Annotated in this window: 15 protein-coding genes; 10 read left to right on the top strand and 5 right to left on the bottom strand. The window is 64.2% G+C overall.

Annotated features, from left to right (window positions below):
* Positions 1–41: 41 nt before the first annotated feature.
* Positions 42–824: a hypothetical protein gene (locus tag FHS03_RS10225; RefSeq protein ID WP_183440866.1), complete on the bottom strand. Its 783-nt coding sequence runs from the start codon at positions 822–824 to the stop codon at positions 42–44.
* A 178-nt stretch (positions 825–1,002) separates the two neighbouring features.
* Here FHS03_RS10225 and FHS03_RS10220 point away from each other — a divergent pair, with 178 nt between their 5' ends.
* Positions 1,003–2,172, top strand: coding sequence for an HNH endonuclease (locus FHS03_RS10220; protein ID WP_183440865.1), 1,170 nt, complete (start codon positions 1,003–1,005; stop codon positions 2,170–2,172).
* A gap of 244 nt (positions 2,173–2,416) precedes the next feature.
* Here FHS03_RS10220 and FHS03_RS10215 read toward each other — a convergent pair whose 3' ends face one another.
* The 4 genes from FHS03_RS10215 to FHS03_RS10200 form a co-directional block, all read right to left on the bottom strand.
* Positions 2,417–2,872, bottom strand: a complete 456-nt coding sequence (locus tag FHS03_RS10215; RefSeq protein ID WP_183440864.1) for a DUF29 domain-containing protein — start codon at positions 2,870–2,872, stop codon at positions 2,417–2,419.
* A gap of 90 nt (positions 2,873–2,962) precedes the next feature.
* Complete coding sequence (locus FHS03_RS10210; RefSeq protein ID WP_183440863.1) at positions 2,963–3,418, bottom strand: DUF29 domain-containing protein; 456 nt, start codon at positions 3,416–3,418, stop codon at positions 2,963–2,965.
* Between the two features lie 76 nt (positions 3,419–3,494).
* Positions 3,495–3,950, bottom strand: coding sequence for a DUF29 domain-containing protein (locus tag FHS03_RS10205; RefSeq protein ID WP_183440862.1), 456 nt, complete (start codon positions 3,948–3,950; stop codon positions 3,495–3,497).
* An 82-nt stretch (positions 3,951–4,032) separates the two neighbouring features.
* Positions 4,033–4,776: a substrate-binding periplasmic protein gene (locus FHS03_RS10200; protein WP_183440861.1), complete on the bottom strand. Its 744-nt coding sequence runs from the start codon at positions 4,774–4,776 to the stop codon at positions 4,033–4,035.
* 212 nt (positions 4,777–4,988) lie between these two features.
* Here FHS03_RS10200 and FHS03_RS10195 point away from each other — a divergent pair, with 212 nt between their 5' ends.
* The 9 genes from FHS03_RS10195 (at position 4,989) to pdeM (ending at position 19,124) form a co-directional block, all read left to right on the top strand.
* A complete protein-coding gene (locus FHS03_RS10195) occupies positions 4,989–7,016 on the top strand; it encodes a methyl-accepting chemotaxis protein (RefSeq protein ID WP_183440860.1) in 2,028 nt (675 codons plus the stop codon).
* A gap of 7 nt (positions 7,017–7,023) precedes the next feature.
* On the top strand, positions 7,024–7,860 hold the full coding sequence (locus FHS03_RS10190; protein ID WP_183440859.1) for an HDOD domain-containing protein: 837 nt from the start codon (positions 7,024–7,026) through the stop codon (positions 7,858–7,860).
* A 125-nt stretch (positions 7,861–7,985) separates the two neighbouring features.
* A complete protein-coding gene (locus tag FHS03_RS10185) occupies positions 7,986–9,107 on the top strand; it encodes a hybrid sensor histidine kinase/response regulator (protein WP_371871644.1) in 1,122 nt (373 codons plus the stop codon).
* Positions 9,104–11,677, top strand: a complete 2,574-nt coding sequence (locus FHS03_RS10180; RefSeq protein WP_229426140.1) for a hybrid sensor histidine kinase/response regulator — start codon at positions 9,104–9,106, stop codon at positions 11,675–11,677. The genes FHS03_RS10185 and FHS03_RS10180 overlap by 4 nt, the downstream gene beginning before the upstream one ends.
* Before the next feature lie 94 nt (positions 11,678–11,771).
* The gene (locus tag FHS03_RS10175) at positions 11,772–13,289 is read left to right on the top strand and encodes a RecQ family ATP-dependent DNA helicase (protein ID WP_183440857.1); all 1,518 of its coding nucleotides are present in this window, start codon (positions 11,772–11,774) and stop codon (positions 13,287–13,289) included.
* Between the two features lie 19 nt (positions 13,290–13,308).
* Positions 13,309–14,370: a ligase-associated DNA damage response exonuclease gene (locus FHS03_RS10170; protein ID WP_183440856.1), complete on the top strand. Its 1,062-nt coding sequence runs from the start codon at positions 13,309–13,311 to the stop codon at positions 14,368–14,370.
* Positions 14,363–15,994, top strand: coding sequence for an ATP-dependent DNA ligase (locus FHS03_RS10165; protein WP_183440855.1), 1,632 nt, complete (start codon positions 14,363–14,365; stop codon positions 15,992–15,994). Before FHS03_RS10170 ends, FHS03_RS10165 begins: the two co-directional genes overlap by 8 nt.
* The gene (locus FHS03_RS10160; protein WP_183440854.1) at positions 15,991–18,474 is read left to right on the top strand and encodes a ligase-associated DNA damage response DEXH box helicase; all 2,484 of its coding nucleotides are present in this window, start codon (positions 15,991–15,993) and stop codon (positions 18,472–18,474) included. The genes FHS03_RS10165 and FHS03_RS10160 overlap by 4 nt, the downstream gene beginning before the upstream one ends.
* The gene (pdeM, locus tag FHS03_RS10155; protein ID WP_183440853.1) at positions 18,471–19,124 is read left to right on the top strand and encodes a ligase-associated DNA damage response endonuclease PdeM; all 654 of its coding nucleotides are present in this window, start codon (positions 18,471–18,473) and stop codon (positions 19,122–19,124) included. The genes FHS03_RS10160 and pdeM overlap by 4 nt, the downstream gene beginning before the upstream one ends.
* The last annotated feature ends 19 nt before the right edge of the window (positions 19,125–19,143 follow it).

Raw genomic sequence — 19,143 nt, 5'->3', positions numbered from 1 at the left:
ATCAAATGTTTTACGTTTTCTTGTCGTCATGCTTTAACTCCTCAGATAGTGGATTTTCCACCTATTGAGGTGTCCGGGCAAATTAGACCACGGCAAGACAGGTGGCCTCTCAAGTTGTCGGCGCTAATGGTTAAAACGCCTTGGTGGTCGGGCTCCGTTCGGACAAACTCGATCACGCCTCCAGCCTCTTCAATGAAGGGGCGCGACGCCGTTTTGCCGAAGCGTTTATGATGGGCGACGATCTCGGAAACCGGCACGCCGCTCTCAATTCCCATGGTGGCGTTAATGAAATTTGCGATATTCTCTTCGCCTTCGACCGTGATGCAAACCGTCGCTGAGCCTTCCTCAAAACCCGCTTGCTCCAAGTGGGCGCGCTTTCTCTCGCTATATTCCGCCATGCTCTCGCCAATGTGGCCGCGCAAAGCGGCCGCCAACGCCGCGCCGCTAACCTCCGACAGCGCGTCCGTGTCGCCATAGCGAACCGTCATGGTCATTTTGTGCAAACGGTCTCCTTTATCCGACGCCTCCGCTTCATGAATGCGGCTGAGCGCTCGGGAGCACAGCGCCGAATCGACGTGCTTTAAGAAAACGCGTTGCGGAGCCTCCATCTCATTGAACTCAATGAAAATGAAAAACGTTGGAACGGGGGCTGTGACCAGGCGCCGAAGGTTGGCGAGGCTGATCGCGCATTTTCGATCCCTCTTGTCTGTCGCCTTGACTTGAATTTTGCACTCCAAAGCCGCCTCGTGGAGACTAAACGGAGAGCGCGTGACGTTTGGCGAGAAGGCAAATTCGACGAAGAAATCCCAGCCGGTCGTGTCCACCTCCGACTTGTTCGCCGCGAGGCCCGCGCTGGCGCACCATTGCCTAAAACAGCTCTCGCCCAATCGGCCCAAATCTCTCATCCGCTATTCTCCTTTTCGTTGCCCCAATTCTAAGCGATGAGCCGCCGGCGCTCACGGTAAGATGGCGGTTTTCCCTTGAGCCAGATGGGCGCCCACGATGAAGTGCATTTACTGCGACGAAGACAAGCCGCTTGACGCGTTCTCCCTTGAGCACATTTTTCCGAGCAGCATTGGCGGCAAGCTGTGCGACGACTTCTTTAAAACGCGCTCCGTTTGCGGCGATTGCAACTCCAGGTCCGGTGTCGCCATCGACGGCCCATTTTTAAAAGGTGCGTTGAATAAAAACCTTTACGCCAAGTCGCTCATGGATTTTGTGGACCCGGAGGCCCTGAACACTTGGGCGCCCTTTTTTTACAAGGGTCGACTTCAGAGCTTAGAGTTTGGGGAAGGGGAGGTCTGCGAGATGTGGGAGGGGGCCAACGGCGAGCATGTTTATCATATTCGCGATGAGGACTCTGCCGCCTTCGATACTTACGCCGGTGGAAACCCCGTGAAACGTCGCAAGGTTCCGGGGCGCGCATACCTGTTTTTGACGAGCGTGCATGAAGGCAAATCCGCGTTTACGATCCGCTCGTTCGCGCAGCAGTTCAAGACGGCTCAGCGTTACGCGGGCAACTTCACATTGGCTGAGGGGGACGTGAAGGCAGTGGTTCCGCTACCTGAAGAGCTGCAAGAAGAGTTCGCGAAGATTCGGGCGGGGGCGATGTCGGGGCTCCCTTGGAGCCTGAGCATGGCGATCGACATCAACGCCAACGAGCGGTTCTTGACGAAACTGGCGCGGGCCTTGGGTTGCAAGCTTTTCGGAGACGCGTATGCTGACTCCGTTTACGGACAGCGAGTAAGGGCGGCGATGCATGAGCGCGACCTCTTGAAGCGCCATGAGCTGGCCGAATATCTCACCAGCACTCCCAACTTGAAGCAAGTGGCCCGGTTTTTCCATATCGCCGGAGCCTATTCGATCCACCTTCTCGCGATCGACACCGGGTTCGTTTTGGGCTTGATACTTCCCAATGGGGAGGCCTTGTATGTGACTCTCTCCAATGATTCGGCGTTATGGAGCGGGACCGAGTTTGACGCCTATCGATCCGGCGTGGCGTATGTGGTGGCGCACGGCGCCAATTTTTTTTCGGGGCCGATCAAGGCGCATGACTTCATTGCGCACACCACCGGCGTCGCGTTGTTGCCCGACTTGGAGAGATTGGAGCGGCGGAGATTCGGAGTAGTCAAACCCGTCACTCATCAATTTACATCATTAGAAGGAGACTGACGGGGGACTGTTGATGTGTCGGCTCTAGCGCAGAAGCGCGCCTCAGAGTGAAAACGCGTTAGAAAAAAGTCGCGCTGTGGTATTGCTGCATCATCGGCGTGACTTTTTCGGCAGGGCTGTTTTTGATGGCGGCGGCGTTGATTTCTTTGGGAACGGTGGTCATGTCGGTAGTGCAGCGCGCGGAGCGCGTCGTAAACCTGACATTTTACCTCTTTTGCAAAATTCGCAGCAGGATGCGATCCCTTCAAGGTAGAAAATCCTCATCCAGCAGTTGCTCGACCATATACGGGAGGGTGGACGGAAAAACGAGGGGAGCCAAGCCTGTTTCTATGGATGCCTTCCTGGCGACTACTGGATAGGTTTTGTTAGCAAACTGCACAATTTTTGGCTGGAGGCTTGGGCTGTCGTCCAATATCGTTTGAATTCTTGCGCGTTGTTCAATGATCGTGGCAGACCAGCTTGGCGTTTTTCGCTCCGGCTGGAACCGGCATTTCAGCAGATGCTGAATCAGAATCTCGAGTCTGCTTTTCAGGGCGTGACGTTCGTGCCGGGACATGCCGTTCAATTCCTCGATCAGGTTCTCGATGTCCAGCCGGGCAAACTGGCCGCTGCGCAGCAGCGTGGCCTGGGCGTCCAGCCACAGTACGAAGTCGTCTTCGTAATCGGGCTCGGCGGGTGTTCCGTCTTTAAAGTCGAGCATGGTCGGCACCTCCTCGAATCAAACTAGCGGTGAGAGGGGGGATTTCCAGGGAAATTCGGCCGATGTATGTTGAATATCAGTGAGGGATTATCACGGCAGGAAATCGGCGTTCAGCAATTGCTCGCTTGAGTACGGCAGGTCGGGAGGGAAGCTGCTGGCCGGTAGGCTGGTTTCGTGCATGGCGTCTTTAAGCGCGTGCGGATAGGCTTTCTCGCTGTATGGCGCCACCAACTGGCGGAGGCTTGGACTTTGGTCGAGAAGCAGCCGGATATGCTTGCGTTGTATGCGGATAGTGGCCTCCCAACTGCTGGTTTTTCTGTGCGGCTGGAATTGGCATTTCAGCAGGTGCTGGATCAAGATCTCCAGCCGGCTGGCCAAGGCGTGGCGGTGGTTTGCTGACATGCCGTTCAACTCTTCGATGAGATGTTCCCTGTCCAGCTGTTCAAGCTGGCCGCTGCGCAGCAGCGCGGTCTGGGCCTCCAGCCACAGCACGAAGTCGTCTTCGTAATCGGGCAGGGCGGGTGTTTCGTCTTTGAAGTCGAGCATGGTCGGCACCTCCTCGAATCAAACTAGCAGTGAGGGTGGGGATGTCCAGGGAAATTCGGCCGGTGTATGTTGAATGTCAGGGCAGGAAGTCGGCATTCAGCAGTTTTTCGATGGTGTATGGCAGCTGGGGTGGAAAGCTGGCATCCGGCAAGCCGGTTTCGTTCGCCGCCTCCTTGAGCACGTGCGGATAGGCTTTTTTGCAGTATTCCGGCAGTCGATGGCGCAGGCTGGGACTGGTTTCCAAGAGCGCGTCGATTTCCCTGCGTTGCTCGTGGATGGTGGAATGCCAGCTCCGGCTCTTGCGCTTGGGCTGGAATTCGCACTTAAGCAGATGCTTGATGAGCACCACCAATCGGCTCCCCAGCTCGCGATGTAGGCTGCTTGACATGCCGTGCAATTCCTCGGTCAGGTTCTCGATATCCAGTTGGCCAAACTGGCCGCTGCGCAGCAGCGCGGCCTGGGCGTCCAGCCACAGCGCGAAGTCTTCTTCGTAGCCGGGCTGGATGGGCGTTTGGTCTTTGAAATCGAGCATGATCGGCACCTCCACTAATCAAGCTAGCAGCGCAGGGGGCGATGTCCAGGGAAATGCAGCGGGCTTATGTGGAATATCAGCGCTACTCGTATTTGCTGAGAATGCGCAGCCAAGCCGGATCGTCCTTGAGCTTGCGGATCACGGGCGCCAGGCGCTCGTAGACTTCGGCCTGCCCCTGCGGCACGAGGAAGCGGCGTTCGGTTTGCCGGCCCGGAAGATTGAACAGCGTGAAGCGGTTTTCGGCATTGTGGCTCTTGAGGTAGTAGCGCGCCACCGATTCCGAGACGGCGACGCAGTCGATGCGGTCCAGGCGCAGTTTTTCCAGATTGATTTCTTCGCTCAGGGCGTCGGCGCGGTGCAGGCCTTCGCGGCGTATCCATTCATCGATGCCGGGATAGACATAACCCAGCGTCAGGCCAATGGTCTTGCCATACAGCGCGCCGGCCACGGCCGGGTTGGCGGGCTGTTCGCGGCGCGACACCAGCACGAAGCGGTCAATGGCGAACGGGGTGGTCCACAGGTATTTGCGCTGGGCTTCGTCGTTGAGCCAGGCCGGCATCATGCCGATGACGATGCCGTCAAGCTTGCCGTTTTCGAGCTGCATTTGCAGGCGCTTGCGCGGCAGGTAGTTGAGGCGGAAGCTGAGGTCGCCGAGCTGCTGCCGGTTGAGATAGTCGATCAGGTCGGGATACAAGCCCTGGCCGCCGCCGCCGATGAGGAGGGGCGCGAAATTGGCGCTGGTGTAGACATTTACCACCTCGGCCCGCGCCGGCAGGGCCGTGAGCATGGCGCAAAGGAGCGCCAGGGCGGACAGGACTTGTCTCATAATGGGCAATATATCACTGCGGTTTCTGGCCGGGTAGCCAAGCTTTCCGGTACGGTTGAGAGTTAGTGTTTGATAGTTGTTGCAAAGCAACATGAATTTTGCAACGGATTCTCACCAAATGTCACGTCGAGACGGTAAATCGGCCTATGATGGAAACAAGCCGTATCGCACGGCAAGCTAAGTGCTCCCCACGACTGTAGCGAGGTTTTCTCATGAATACCAATTCCCTTCTGGCCAGGCTCAAGCTCTGGCAAAAATTCCTGATTCTGAGTGTGATCGCGGTGGTGTTGGCCGCCATTCCTACCTATTTGTATATGAACGAGGCCGGCAAGGCGCTGGCCGCCTATGAAAGCGAGCTCGATGGCTTGCCGGCCGCCGTCAACGGCCTGCGCGTTGTACAACTGACGCAACAGCACCGCGGCCTGTCGGCGCTGGCCCTGGGCGGCATCGCGGCGGCGCAGGAAAAACGCCGCGCCAAGCAGGCCGAAGCCGACGCCGCTTACGCCGAGCTGGATAAGCTGGTGGCCTCGCTCAACGACCGCGCCATCAGCGAGGCCAAGGATGTGGCCAAGCGCGAATGGGAAGCGCTGCGCGCCGCCGTCAGCGACGGCAAGATCACGGTGCCGCAAAGCTATGCGGCGCATACGGCCCTGGTGCCCAAGCTGCTGAAGATGAATGACTTGATCGGCGATGCCTTCGGCCTGAGCCTGGACCCGGACAAGGAAGGCTATCAACTGATCCAGGCCATGTTCTACCAGTTGCCTTACCTGACCGAGGAACTGGGCAAGACGCGCGCCAAAGGCGCCGGCCTGCTGGCCAAAAAAGAAGCCAGCATCGAAGACCGCCAGATGCTGTCCGGGATCACCGGGCGCGTCACCGACCGCCTGGACCAGACCGTGACGGCCTTCGGCAAGGCCGCCGCTGCCAGCCCGGAAATCGGGCGCGAGCTGGGACCGGCGATGCAGGAAGCGGCCGACATCGCGCGCAAGGCCATCGAGCTGGCGCAAGAAAACATCGTCAAGCCCGAGCAACTGAGCTACTCCGGCGAGGAATACGTGGCCTTCACCACGCGCGCCATCGATATGCAGTTCGCCTTGAACGCGGCCGCCGCCAAACTGCTCGACAAGATGCTGACCGAGAAGATCGCGCGCTTCCACCAGCAGCGCTGGATGATGCTCGGCTCCATGTTTGCGCTGGTGCTGCTGGCGGCCTATATCGCAGTGCTGATCGCGCGGTCCATCACGGTGCCGCTGCATTCGGCCATCGGCGTGGCGCAGCAGGTGGCGCAGGGCAAGCTGGGCACGCAGTTTGAGGTGGGGCCGGAAAATGAGGTCGGTTCCCTGCTGCGGGCCTTGAAGACCATGAGCGAGAGCTTGCGCGGCATCGTCGGCGAGGTGCGCGGCAGCATCGACAATATCAACGCCGCCAGCCGCGATATCGCCACCGGCAATGCCGATGTCTCCTCGCGCCTGGAATCGCAGGCCTCCAATCTGGAGGAAACCGCGTCCTCGATGGAGGAACTGACCTCCACCGTCAAACAAAATGCCGACAATGCGCGCGAGGCGAACGGTCTGGTGGCCACGGCCGCCGGCGTGGCGGAAAAGGGCGGTGAAGTGGTGTCGCAGGTGGTGCGCACCATGGGCGAGATCAACGACAGCTCGCGCAAGATCGTCGACATCATCGGCGTCATCGACGGCATCGCGTTCCAGACCAATATCCTGGCCTTGAACGCGGCGGTAGAGGCGGCGCGCGCCGGCGAGCAGGGGCGCGGCTTTGCGGTGGTGGCGTCCGAGGTGCGCAATCTGGCCCAGCGCTCGGCCAGCGCCGCCAAGGAAATCAAGGATCTGATCGGCCATAGCGTCGAGCGCGTGGAGCTGGGCAACAAGCTGGCGGGCGACGCCGGCCGCGCCATGCAGGAGGTGCTGAACAGCGTGCATGGCATCACGCGCATCATGGCCGACATCGCCAGCGCGTCGCAGGAGCAGGGCATGGGCATCGACCAGGTGAACCAGGCCGTCACGCAGATGGACGACACCACGCAGCAGAACGCCGCCCTGGTGGAGCAGACCGCCGCCGCTTCGGCCAGCCTGCAGGAGCAGACGCAGACGCTGGTGAAGGCGATCAGCATCTTCACGCTGGGCGACGAGTCGCCGACGGCGTTGATGAAATTGCCGCCGCCAGCGCCGCCGGCGCCGCGCCGCCAGGGCAGTATGCGCACCTTGCGCGCGGCCACAGTATAATTTTGGAATGGAGAAGATCAAGGACTTTGCACTCATCGTATCGGAGGCCCAGCGCGGCGAGCTGGTTTTTCCCACCAGCGTCAATGCGGCGCTATCCCTGCAGCTGACAGTCGCCGACCCCGACTGCCATGATGAAGACGTCATCCGCAAAGTCCTTGCCGAGCCGGTGCTGGCGGCGCGCGCCGTCGCCCTGGCCAATTCCGCCGTGTTCCGCTCCAATGGCGCCGCCCTCGTCACCAGCGTGCGCGCCGCCGTGCAGCGTCTGGGCTACCGCAATCTCTACACGCTGGCCGCGGCCATGGTGGTGCGCCAGTTCGGCAGCCGCATCCGTGATCCGCAATTGCGCGCCAAGGCCGAGCAATTGTGGAAGTACTCGGCCCATGTGGCCGCGCTGTCCTACCTGATCGCCAAGCGCATCACCCTGGTCGATGCCGACACCGCGCTGTTCGCGGGTATCATGCATGAAGTCGGTGGCTTCTATCTGCTGTCGCGCGCCGACACCATGCCCGGCCTGCTCGAAGAGCCGGAAGACTGGATGGGCGCCGCGCTCGAAATCGTGGCGCGCGAGCTGATGAAAAAGCTGATGGTGCCGGAGCCGGTCAGCGCCGCCATCGTCGCCCTGCGCGGCGGCGCGGTCAGTTTCCCGCCGGCCGGCCTGCGCGACACGCTGCTGCTGGCCAAGCACCTGTGTCCCGTGCTCTCGCCCATGCCCCATTCCGACGACCATGTGCTGCTGCGCACGGCCGCCCTGGCCCAATACCTGGCCGACTATCCCGCCATCTCGGCCCTGCTGCAGGAAGCCACCGGCGACGCCGACGCCATGAGCGCCGCGCTGCTGGTCTAAGCCGCCCCCTGTCCGTCCAGCGGTCGCACAGGGGGCGTGTACGCTTGAACATTTTGTTGGCAAAAGGTAAAAAACTGGTAGCATGGAATGCTGCCCAACCTTAGCAAACAATGAAGAGCTGTAAAGTGAGCGCCCCCGTCCCCCCCATCCATATCCTGCTTGTCGACGATACCGAGGCCAATCTGCTGGCGGTCGAGGCCCTGCTGACGCGGCCGGGCGTGGTGGTGCTGAAGGCGGCTTCCGGCCCGCAGGCGCTGGAACTGCTGCTGGTGCACGAGGTGGCGCTGGCCCTGGTCGATGTGCAGATGCCCGGCATGGACGGCTTCGAGCTGGCCGAGCTGATACGCGGCAGTGAGCGCACCCGCGCCATTCCCCTGATTTTCCTGACCGCCGCCACGCGCGAAGCGGGTTACAGCTTCCGCGGCTACGAGGCGGGCGCGGTCGATTTCATGTTCAAGCCGATCGACAACCAGGCCTTGCTGAGCAAGGTGAATGTCTTTGTCGAGCTGTATCAGCAAAAGCGCCAGATGGCGCAGCAGATGGCCGAGCTGGAACGCGCGCTGCGCCTGAACGAGATGTTCACCGCCGTGCTGGGCCACGACCTGCGCACGCCGCTGTCGGTGGTGATGAACGGCGCCATGCTGCTGCCGCTGATGACCGACCACCCCAAGGTAGCCGTGACGGCGCAGCGCATCCAGAGCAGCGCGCGGCGCATGGCGCAGATGGTGGACCAGCTGCTCGACCTGGCGCGCATCCGTTCCGGCCAGTTGCAGCTCAACGCCAAGCCGCAGGATGTGGAAGCCTTGTGCCGTGCCATCGCCGACGAGTTCCATCCGCCCGATAAGCCGGTGCGGGTGCGCATCGCCAGCCAGGGCGATACCCAGGCTTGCATTGATGCCGGCATGTGCTCGCAGATCATGTCCAACCTGATCGGCAATGCGCTGCTGCATGGTGAACCGGATCACCCGGTGCAGCTGCTCATCGACGGCAGCGCGGTCGGGACGATTCGTCTCGCGGTGCACAACCAGGGCGTGATCGAGGCCGCGCGCCTGGCGCATCTCTTCGAACCGTTCCAGAGCGCCGAGAACCGCCGCTCCGGCCAGGGGTTGGGCTTGGGCCTGTACACCGCCAGCATGTTCGCGCGCGCCCACGGCGGCGATATCGGCGTCGCCTCCGATGCGGCCCTGGGCCAGACCGTGTTCACCGTCAGCTTGCCGCGCCGCCAGGTTGCGGAGGCGGCCGCATGAGCGGCCGGATGCAGGCGCGCATGAGCGGGCAGATGGCCGGCGCGCTGGCGGCCGGACGTGGCGAACAGACGGCGCCGCAGGGCTGGCGGCCCGTGGGCGGCGGCGCCTGCGGCCAGCTGGTGCGCGATTTCGACTGGGCGGCCACCAGCCTGGGACCGATGGCGCAGTGGCCGGCGGGCTTGCGCAGCACAGTGGAGCTGGTGCTCAATTCACCCATTGCCATGGTGCTGATGTGGGGACCGGATCACATCATGATTTATAACGATGCCTATGCGATCGTCGCGGGCGGCCGCCACCCGGCGGCGCTGGGCGGCTCGGTGCCGCTGATCTGGCCCGAGGTGTGGGATTGGAACCAGGCGGTGCTGGAGGCGGGTTTTCGCGGCGAGCCGCGCGAGCATCGCGGCGCCCACCTGGTCCTGGAACGCAACGGCGTGCCGGAAGATGTCTGGCTCGACCTGTATTACAGCCCGGTGCGCGATGGCGGCCAGGTGGGCGGCGTGCTGGGCACCGTGGTGGAAATCAGCGACCGCAAACAGGCCGAGCAAGCCTTGCGCACCAGCCAGGACCGGATGGCGGCCATCTTCGGCCAAGCTTCGGTGGGCCTGGCGGAGCTGACGCTCGATGGCCGCTTCCGCCGCGTCAACGGCGCGCTGTGCCAGATGCTGGGCCGCGGGCGCGACGAGCTGCTGGTCCTGCATATGGACGACATCATCCATCCCGACGATATGAACGAGAACCGGCGGCGCGTGGCGCGCCTGGTGGCCGACGGCACGCCCTTCACGCTGGAAAAGCGTTACCGCAAGCCGGACGAGAGCTGGGTCTGGATTTCCAGCTGCATGAGCCGCCTCGATGACGAGCAAGGCCAGCCCCTGGCCCTGATCGCCGTCAAGACCGACATCACCGAACGGCGCCGCGTGGAAGTGGCGCTGCGCGATCTGAACGACACGCTGGAACAGCGCGTCGGCCGCGAAATCGCGGAGCGCGACAAGGCCGAGGCGGCGCTGCGCCAGTCGCAGAAGATGGAGGCGGTGGGCCAGCTCACGGGCGGCGTGGCGCATGACTTCAACAACGTGCTGCAGATCATTTCGGGTAGCCTGCAGATGCTGTCGCAGCAGCTGGACGGCGATGCGCTGGCGCGCAAGCGCCTGGCCATGGCCGTGGCGGCGGTGGAGCGCGGCGCCAAGCTGTCCTCGCAGCTGCTGGCCTTTGCCCGCCGCCAGCCCTTGCAGCCGGTGGTGGCCGACCTGGGCCGGCTGGTGACGAATATGGATGAACTGCTGCGGCGCGCCCTGGGCGAGGCCATCGACATCGTCACCATCGGCGGCAGCGGCTTGTGGAATACGCTGGTCGATCCGGGCCAGATCGAGAACGTGATCCTCAACCTGGCCATCAATGCGCGCGACGCCATGGCCGGCGCCGGCCGCCTGACCATTGAACTGGGCAATGCGGTGCTGGACGAGTACTACGTCAACAATCTGCTGGACGTGGCGTCGGGCCAGTACGTGCTGCTGTCGGTCAGCGATACCGGCTGCGGCATGGCGCCCGAGGTGCTGGAGCGCGCCTTTGAACCCTTCTTCACCACCAAGGCCGAAGGCGAGGGCACGGGCCTGGGGTTGTCCATGGCCTACGGCTTCGTCAAGCAAAGCCGCGGCCACATCAAGATCGTCAGCGAGCCAGGCCAAGGCACGACGGTGCGCATCTATCTGCCGCGCAGCATGCAGGCCGAAACGCCGGAGGCGGCCGAGGTTTCGCCCGCCGTCAGCGGCGGCAGCGAAACCGTGCTGGTGGTGGAGGACGACGCCGGCGTGCGCGGCGTGGTGGTCGATATGCTGCAAGCCCTTGGCTACCGCGTGCTGCAGGCGGAGGACGCGCAGGACGCCTTGCAGGTCTTGCAGGGCGATGCCGCTATCGACCTGCTGTTTACCGACGTCGTCATGCCTGGTCCGCTGCGCAGTACGGAACTGGCGCGGCTGGCGCGCGAAAAGCTGCCGGATCTGGCGGTGCTGTTTACCTCCGGTTATCCGCAGGACGCCATCGTGCATGGCGGCCGCCTGGATGCCGGGGTCGAGCTGCTGAGCAAACCGTACAAGCGCGAAGACCTGGCGCGCAAGCTGCGCCAGGTGCTGCAGGCGCGCAGCCAGGCCATGCAGCAGCGCCGCCGCCAGCAGGAGATGGAGAGCCGCGACCGCCTGCTGCCGCCGCAGCCGGTGCTGCCGCATCACGGCTCGCTGCGCGTGCTGGTGGTGGAAGACAATCCCGATTCGCTGGAAATGGTGTGCGAGCTGGTGGGCATGCTGGGCCACACCGTGACCGGCGTCGGCGACGGCGAGCGCGCCTGGACGCTGCTGGAGGAACAGGGCTTCGACATCCTGTTCACCGATGTCAGCCTGCCCGGCATATCCGGCATCGAACTGGCGCGGCGCGCCCTGCGCGGCGGCTGCGCGCGCCGCATCATCTTCTCCACCGGGTACGGCAAAGATGCGGTGGAGCAGCTCGATTTCAGCGCCAGCCTGCTGCGCAAGCCCTACGATCTGGCCGACTTGCAGGCGGCACTCGATATGCCGCTGTGACGCGCTGCTGAGCGGGCGATGTCCGCCGTTTTCCTACGCGCGCACCGCGCCGAGTCCTATGGCGCGCCGCCGCGCCGCGGCCTACATTGAGGGCATGAAAACGGATGAGATCAAAACTGCCGGCCATATCCAGCGCCTGCTGCGCGAGGTGTTTGGCCTGAAACGCCTGCGCCCCGGGCAGCAGGCGGTGCTCGATAGCGTGCTGGCCGGCCGCGATACCCTGGCCCTGATGCCGACCGGTAGCGGTAAATCGCTGTGCTACCAGTTGCCGGCCGCGATGCTGGACGGGACGGTGGTGGTGGTCTCGCCGCTGATCGCGCTGATGCAGGACCAGACCGATAAATTGCAGGACACGGGACTGGACGCGGCTCAGCTCAACAGCAGCCTGGCGCGCGCCGAGGAAGAGGCGGCGCTCGACAGCATCCGCGCCCGGCGCAGCGACATCGTCTTCTGCACACCGGAGCGCTTGGCCACGCCGGAGTTCCTGCAGCTCTTGCGGCGCACGCACGTTGCCCTGCTGGTGGTGGATGAAGCGCATTGCATCTCGCAATGGGGGCATGACTTTCGCCCCGCGTATCTGGAGATCGGCGCGGCGCGCGCGGCCCTGGGGCGCCCGCCGGTGCTGGCCTTGACGGCGACCGCCACCGAGGAAGTCGTGGCCGATATTGCGCGCCAGCTCGACGCGCCCAGCCTGCACGTGGTCAATACCGGCATTTACCGCAGCAATCTGCATTACCGCGTGATCCAGAGCACCAATCCGCGCGAAAAACTGGCGCTGGCGCTGGAGATCGTGCGCGAAACGGCGGGCGCCGGCATCGTCTACGCCGCCACTGTCAAGGCGGCCGAGGAAGCCCATGCCCTGCTGCGCGAAGCCGGGGAAAGCGTGGCCTGCTACCATGGCAAGCTGCGCGCCGTGGAACGCCGCCAAAGCCAGCAAGCCTTCATGGACGGCGCCTGCCGCGTGCTGGTGGCGACCAATGCCTTCGGCATGGGCATCGACAAGCCCGATATCCGATTCGTGCTGCATCTGCAGATCCCTGCCACGCTGGAAGCTTACTACCAGGAGTCGGGCCGCGCCGGCCGCGATGGCGCGCCGGCCGTCTGCATGCTGCTGTATCTGCATGAAGACAAGCGTGTGCAGCAGTATTTCCTGGCACGCTCGTATCCCTCGGCGGCGGAGCTGCGCCAGGTGCATGAGGCGGTGCTGGGGCAGGCGCCCGGCCGTTTGGCCGATCTGAAACAGGCCTTGCCGGAGATGGGCGATCTGCGTCTCAAGGTTTGCCTCAAACTGCTCAAGGATGGGGAACTGCTGCGGCAGAACCGCCAGCTCTGCTATCTGGCCGGAAAGGCTGCGGCGAAAGCCGCGCTGTTCGATGCGCTGGCCGCCGGCTACGAGCAGAAACAGGAGCGCGACCGCGCCGCGCTGGAACAAATGGTAGGCTATGCGCAAAGCGGCTATTGCCGCTGGAAGCTGCTGCTCGATTATTTTGGCGACGAGACGGCCGGCGTCGAACGCTGCGGCGTGTGCGACAACTGCCTCGCGCCGCCGCAGGTGCAGCCTTTGCCGGGTGAGTGGGTGGAGCCTATGCCGGCATCGGCCGCCTTTCTTTAACGGGGAGGATGGACGCGCCATGTCCGATATGGTGGTCGTGCGCAAGGAGGGCCTGTTCTGCGTGCCGGGCGGCTTTTACATCGACCCGTGGCGGCCGGTGGAGCGCGCCGTCATCACGCATGCCCACAGCGATCATGCGCGCTTCGGCCATGGCCGCTATTTGGCGGCTGTACCCGGCGTCGGCGTGCTCAAGGCGCGCCTGGGCGAGATCGCCGTGCAGGGCCTGGAATACGGCGAACAGATCGACCACAATGGCGTACGCATCTCGCTGCATCCGGCCGGCCATGTGCTGGGATCGGCCCAGGTGCGCATGGAATGCGGCGGCGAAGTCTGGGTCGCATCGGGCGATTACAAGGTCGAGAGCGACGCCACCTGCGCGCCCTTCGAGCCGGTGCGCTGCCATACCTTCATCACCGAATCGACTTTCGGCCTGCCCATCTACCGCTGGGAAGCGCAGCAGGAAACCTTCGCGCAGATCAATGCCTGGTGGCGCAGGAACGCCGCCGCCGGCCGCTGCAGCGTGATGCTGTGCTATTCCTTCGGCAAGGCGCAGCGCATTCTCAGCGGCCTCGATGCCGGCACCGGGCCGATTGTCTGCCATGGCGCGGTGGAAGCGCTGAACCGCGTCTACCGCGCGGGCGGCGTGGCGCTGCCGCCAACGCGGATGGTGCATGAAGTGGAGAAGGCCGACCTGGCGCGCGCCATCGTGATTGCGCCGCCGTCGGCCGCCGGCTCGCCCTGGATACGGCGCTTCGGCGATTTCAGCGATGCTTTTGCCAGCGGCTGGATGCTGCTGCGTGGCGCGCGCCGGCGGCGCGGCGTGGATCGCGGCTTCGTGCTGTCCGACCACGCCGACTGGCCAGGGTTGATGCAGGCCATCCATGCCAGCGGCGCGCAGCGTGTGATCGTCACCCACGGTTCGATCCCGGTCATGGTGCGCTGGCTGAACCAGAATGGTTTCGATGCCCATGCTTTCGACACGGAATACGGCGACGACGAGGCCGAAGACGCCGCCGCCGATGCGCTGGCCGGCGAGGGCGCGGGCCTGGCCACGGCGGCAGCGGGAGAGCGCGATGCGTGAGTTCGCCGCCCTGTACGCCGAGCTGGATGAGACCACCTCCACCAGCCGCAAGCTGGAAGCGCTGATTGCCTACTTTCGCAGCGCGCCGCCGGAGAACGCCGCCTGGGCCGTCTACTTCCTTGCGGGCGGCAAGCCGCGCCAGGCCGTGCCGCTCAAACTCCTGCGCCAGTACGCCACCGAATACGCGGGACTGGATGAATGGCTGTTCGACGAGTGCTATCACGCCGTCGGTGATCTGGCCGAGACCATCGCCCACATTCTGCCGGCGCCGCGGCAGCGCAGCGATGCCGGCCTGGCCGAATGGGTCGAAGGCCGTATCGCGCCCTTGCGCGGCGCGCCGCCCGGTGTGATCCGCGAGGCGCTGTTCCGTTATTGGGACGAACTCGAAACACGCGAGCGCTTCCTGCTGCTTAAGCTGATCGGCGGCGGCTTCCGCGTCGGCGTCTCGCGCCTGCTGGTGACGCGCGCGCTCAGCACCCTGGCCAATCTGGACAACAAGCTGATGGCGCAGCGCCTGATGGGCTGGACCGATGGCAGCGTCAAGCCCACGGCGCAGGGCTTCCAGAATCTGCTCAGCGCCGCGCCGCAGGAAGGGGCAGGGCAAACGGGCGGCCAACCCTATCCCTTCTTCCTGGCCCACCCGCTGCAAACGGCGCCCGCCACGCTGGGCGATCTGCACCAGTGGCAGGCCGAATGGAAATACGACGGCATGCGCGCCCAACTGGTGCGGCGCGGCGGCCAAAGCTGGCTATGGTCGCGTGGCGAAGACTTGATCACCGACCGCTTCCCTGAACTGGCCGCGCTGCCGCTGCCGGACGGCACGGTGGTCGATGGCGAAATCCTGGTCTGGCGCGAGGGCGACGTTCCCGCCTCCTTCGCCGATCTGCAAAAACGCATCGGCCGCAAGACCCTGTCCACGCGCCTGCTGGCCGAGCTGCCGGCCATGCTGGTGGCCTACGATCTGCTGGAGCAGAATGGCCGCGATCTGCGCCGCCTGCCGCAGGCGGAACGGCGCGCGCGGCTGGAGACGTTGTTGCGCGAGCGGCCAGCGGCACACTGGCGTTTGTCGCCGTTGATCCGGGCCGAAAGCTGGGAAGAGTTGGCGCGCATCCGCGCCGAGTCGCGTGCGCGTGGCGTTGAAGGCATGATGCTGAAGGCCATCGATGCGCAATATGGGGTGGGCCGTGTGAAGGATGTGGGCACTTGGTGGAAGTGGAAAATCGATCCCTACAGCGTGGACGCGGTGCTGATCTACGCCCAGACCGGCCATGGCCGGCGCGCCTCGCTCTACACTGACTACACCTTTGCCGTCTGGGATGGGAAGGACGGCGAGCGCAAGCTGGTGCCATTTGCCAAAGCCTATTCCGGCTTGAGCGACGCCGAAATCGCGCAGGTGGATAAAGCCATCCGCAGCACCACGATAGAAAAATTCGGTCCGGTGCGCAGCGTGCGGCCGACCATGGTGTTCGAAATCGGCTTTGAGGGCATTGCGCTTTCTCCGCGCCACAAGTCCGGCATCGCCGTGCGCTTCCCGCGCATTTTGCGCCGCCGCGAAGACAAGGCCATCGAGGATGCCGATACGCTCGGCGTGCTGCAAGGCTTGCTGGCGCAAGGTGCCGCGTGAACAGCCGTTTCCTGCCCCCGCTTGAAGCCTGGTTCGCCGCGCGCGGCTGGCAGGTTTTTCCTTTTCAGCGCGAGGTCTGGCAGGCGGCGCAGGAGGGACAATCCGGCCTGCTGCATGCCAGCACCGGGGCCGGCAAAACCTATGCGGTCTGGTTCGCGGCCTTGCTGCGCGCGGCAGCATTGGCAGCACCGGCAGCACCGGCAGCGCGCAAGCCACCACGCGGCCTGCGCCTCTTGTGGCTGACGCCCATGCGCGCGCTGGCCGCCGATACCCTGCGCGCCTTGCAGGAGTCGTCCGCAATGCTGGCGCCGGACTGGCGCATCGAGTCGCGCACCGGCGATACCTCGTCGGCGGCGCGGGCGCGCCAGGCCAGGCAGCTGCCGGAGGTGCTCATCACCACGCCGGAAAGCCTGTCGTTGATGCTGAGCCAGAATGCAGCGCGCTCCCAGTTCGAGCGCCTCGACATGGTGGTGGTCGATGAGTGGCATGAGCTGATGGGCAATAAGCGCGGCGTGCAAGTGCAGTTGGCGCTGGCCCGCCTGCGCCGCTGGCAGCCGCAGCTTGTGGTGTGGGGCTTGTCGGCCACGCTGGGCAATCTGGAACGCGCCCGCGACGTGCTGCTGGGCGGTGCGCATGGCGTGCTGGTCGAAGGCGCGCTGCGCAAGCAAATCCTGGTCGATACCTTGATTCCCGAGCACCCGGCGCGCTTTCCCTGGGCCGGCCATCTGGGCTTGCAGATGTTGGAAGCGGTGGCGCGGGAAATCGCAGGCCATGGCGCCACGCTGGTGTTCTGCAATACCCGCTCTCAGGCCGAGCTGTGGTATCAGAACCTGCTGGCCGCGCGTCCCGACTGGGCCGGCCTGATCGCCCTGCATCACGGTTCGCTGGATAAGGAGGTGCGCGACTGGGTGGAACTGGGCCTGAAACAGGGCAGGCTGCGCGCGGTGGTCTGCACTTCCAGCCTGGATCTGGGCGTGGACTTCCTGCCGGTCGAACGTGTGCTGCAGATCGGCAGCGCCAAAGGCATCGCGCGCCTGCTGCAAAGGGCGGGACGCTCCGGCCACGCGCCAGGACGCTCTTCGCGCCTGACCCTGGTGCCCACGCATAGCCTGGAGCTGCTGGAAGCGGCCGGTGCGATCCAGGCGGTCAAGGAGCGCGATATCGAAGCGCGGCGCGCGCCGGACAAGCCGCTGGATGTGCTGGTTCAGCACCTGGTGACGGTGGCCTTGGGCGGCGGCTTCCGCAGCGAGGAGCTGCTGGAGGAGGTGCGCGGCGCCTGGTCCTACCGCGCCCTGGGCGATGAGGAGTGGCAGTGGGCGCTGGACTTCGTGGCGCGCGGCGGACAAAGCCTGATTGCCTATCCCGAGTACCGGCGCGTGCTGCCGGACGAGGAAGGCGTGTATCGCGTCCCAGACCAGGCCATCGGACGGCGGCACCGCATGAGCATCGGCACCATCGTCTCCGACGCCAGCATCCAGGTGAAATTCCTGCGCGGCAGCCGCATCGGCAGTGTCGAGGAGTCCTTTATTTCGCGCTTGAAGCAAGGCGACCATTTCCTGTTTGGCGGCCGCATACTCGAATTCGTGCGCGTGCACGAGATGACGGCCTATGTGCGGCGCGCCAGCGGCAGCCGTGGCGCCGTGCCGCGCTGGCAAGGCGGCAAGATGCCCCTGTCCTCGGAATTGGCGCATGCGGCGCTGGAGCAGTTGCGGCGCGCCGCCACAGGCGAATACGCCAGCGCCGAGATGCGGGCCATCCGTCCGCTGCTGGAGATCCAGCAGCGCTGGTCGGCCCTGCCTACGCCCGGACAAACGCTGGCCGAAAGCCTGCGCAGCCGCGAAGGGCGGCATGTATTCATCTATCCCTTTGCCGGACGCTCGGTGCATATCGGACTGGCGGCCTTGCTGGCCTACCGTCTGGGGCAGCGCAAGCCGGCCAGCTTTTCGATTGCCGTCAATGACTATGGCTTTGAACTGCTGAGCGCCGATGCGGACAGCGACTGGGCCGAGTACTTCGATCTGCCCCATGGCGCCGAGGTGGCGCTGTTCTCGTCCGAACACCTGCTGGAAGACGTGTTGGCCAGCCTGAACGCGGCCGAATTGTCGCAGCGGCGCTTTCGCGAGATCGCGCGCATCGCGGGGCTGGTGTTCGGCGGCTATCCCGGGCAGCCGAAAAGCCAGCGTCAGTTGCAGGCCTCTTCCTCGCTGTTCTTTGAAGTCTTCCGCAAGCACGATGCAGGCAATCTGCTGCTGACGCAGGCGCAGCGCGAAGTCCTGGAGCAAGAGCTGGAATTGGGTCGTCTGCGCGTCACGCTGGACGAATTGCGGCAACGCGCCGTGAGCTGGCATGAGACGGCGCGTCCCACCCCATTCGGCTTTGCGTTGATGGTGGAGCGCTTCCGCGAAAAGCTCAGCACCGAAAAGCTGTCCGACCGCATCGCCCGCATGCTGCGCGAGCTGGAAAAGGCGGCCGGACCATGAGCGCGCACGCCATCGAGCTGGCCGGGGAGAGCGTGCTGCTGCTGGCGCAAAAAGCCCTGTACTGGCCGCGCCAGCGCACCCTGGCCGTGGCCGACATCCACTTCGGCAAGGCGGCCAGCTTCCGCGCACAAGGCATTCCCGTACCGCGCGGCACCACCACGCAAAATCTGCAGGCGCTGGATGCCTTGCTGGCCGCGCATGCGGTGCAGCGCATCGTCTTTCTTGGCGACTTTCTGCATGCGAAAGCGGCCCATGCCAGGGCAACTTTGCAGGCCATGCAAGCGTGGCGCGCACGCCATGCGGAGCTGGAACTGTTGCTGGTACGCGGCAATCATGACCGCCATGCCGGCGATCCCGCGTCCTCGCTGCGCATTGGCGTGGTGGACGAGCCTTACAGCATCGGCCCCTTCGCCTTCTGTCACCATCCCGATACAGCGGCGCCGGGCTATGTGCTGGCGGGCCATGTGCATCCGGTGTTTGTGCTGCGCTCCGCCTGGGAGCACTTGCGGCTGCCCTGTTTCCTGCAGGGGGCGGCACGCATGATCTTGCCCTCATTCGGTGCATTTACCGGCGGCCATGTGGTTACACCGCTGCCGGGGGAGCGGATTTTCTTGACGGCAGATGATCTTGTTTTCCCGATAGAAAGTTGATCGTGGGAATGTAAGGAAA

The organism is Pseudoduganella violacea (genome assembly GCF_014191875.1).
Taxonomy (GTDB): domain Bacteria; phylum Pseudomonadota; class Gammaproteobacteria; order Burkholderiales; family Burkholderiaceae_D; genus Rugamonas; species Rugamonas violacea_A.
Note: the sequence above shows the minus strand (reverse complement) of the source record. Positions and strands in the feature narration are given on the sequence as shown.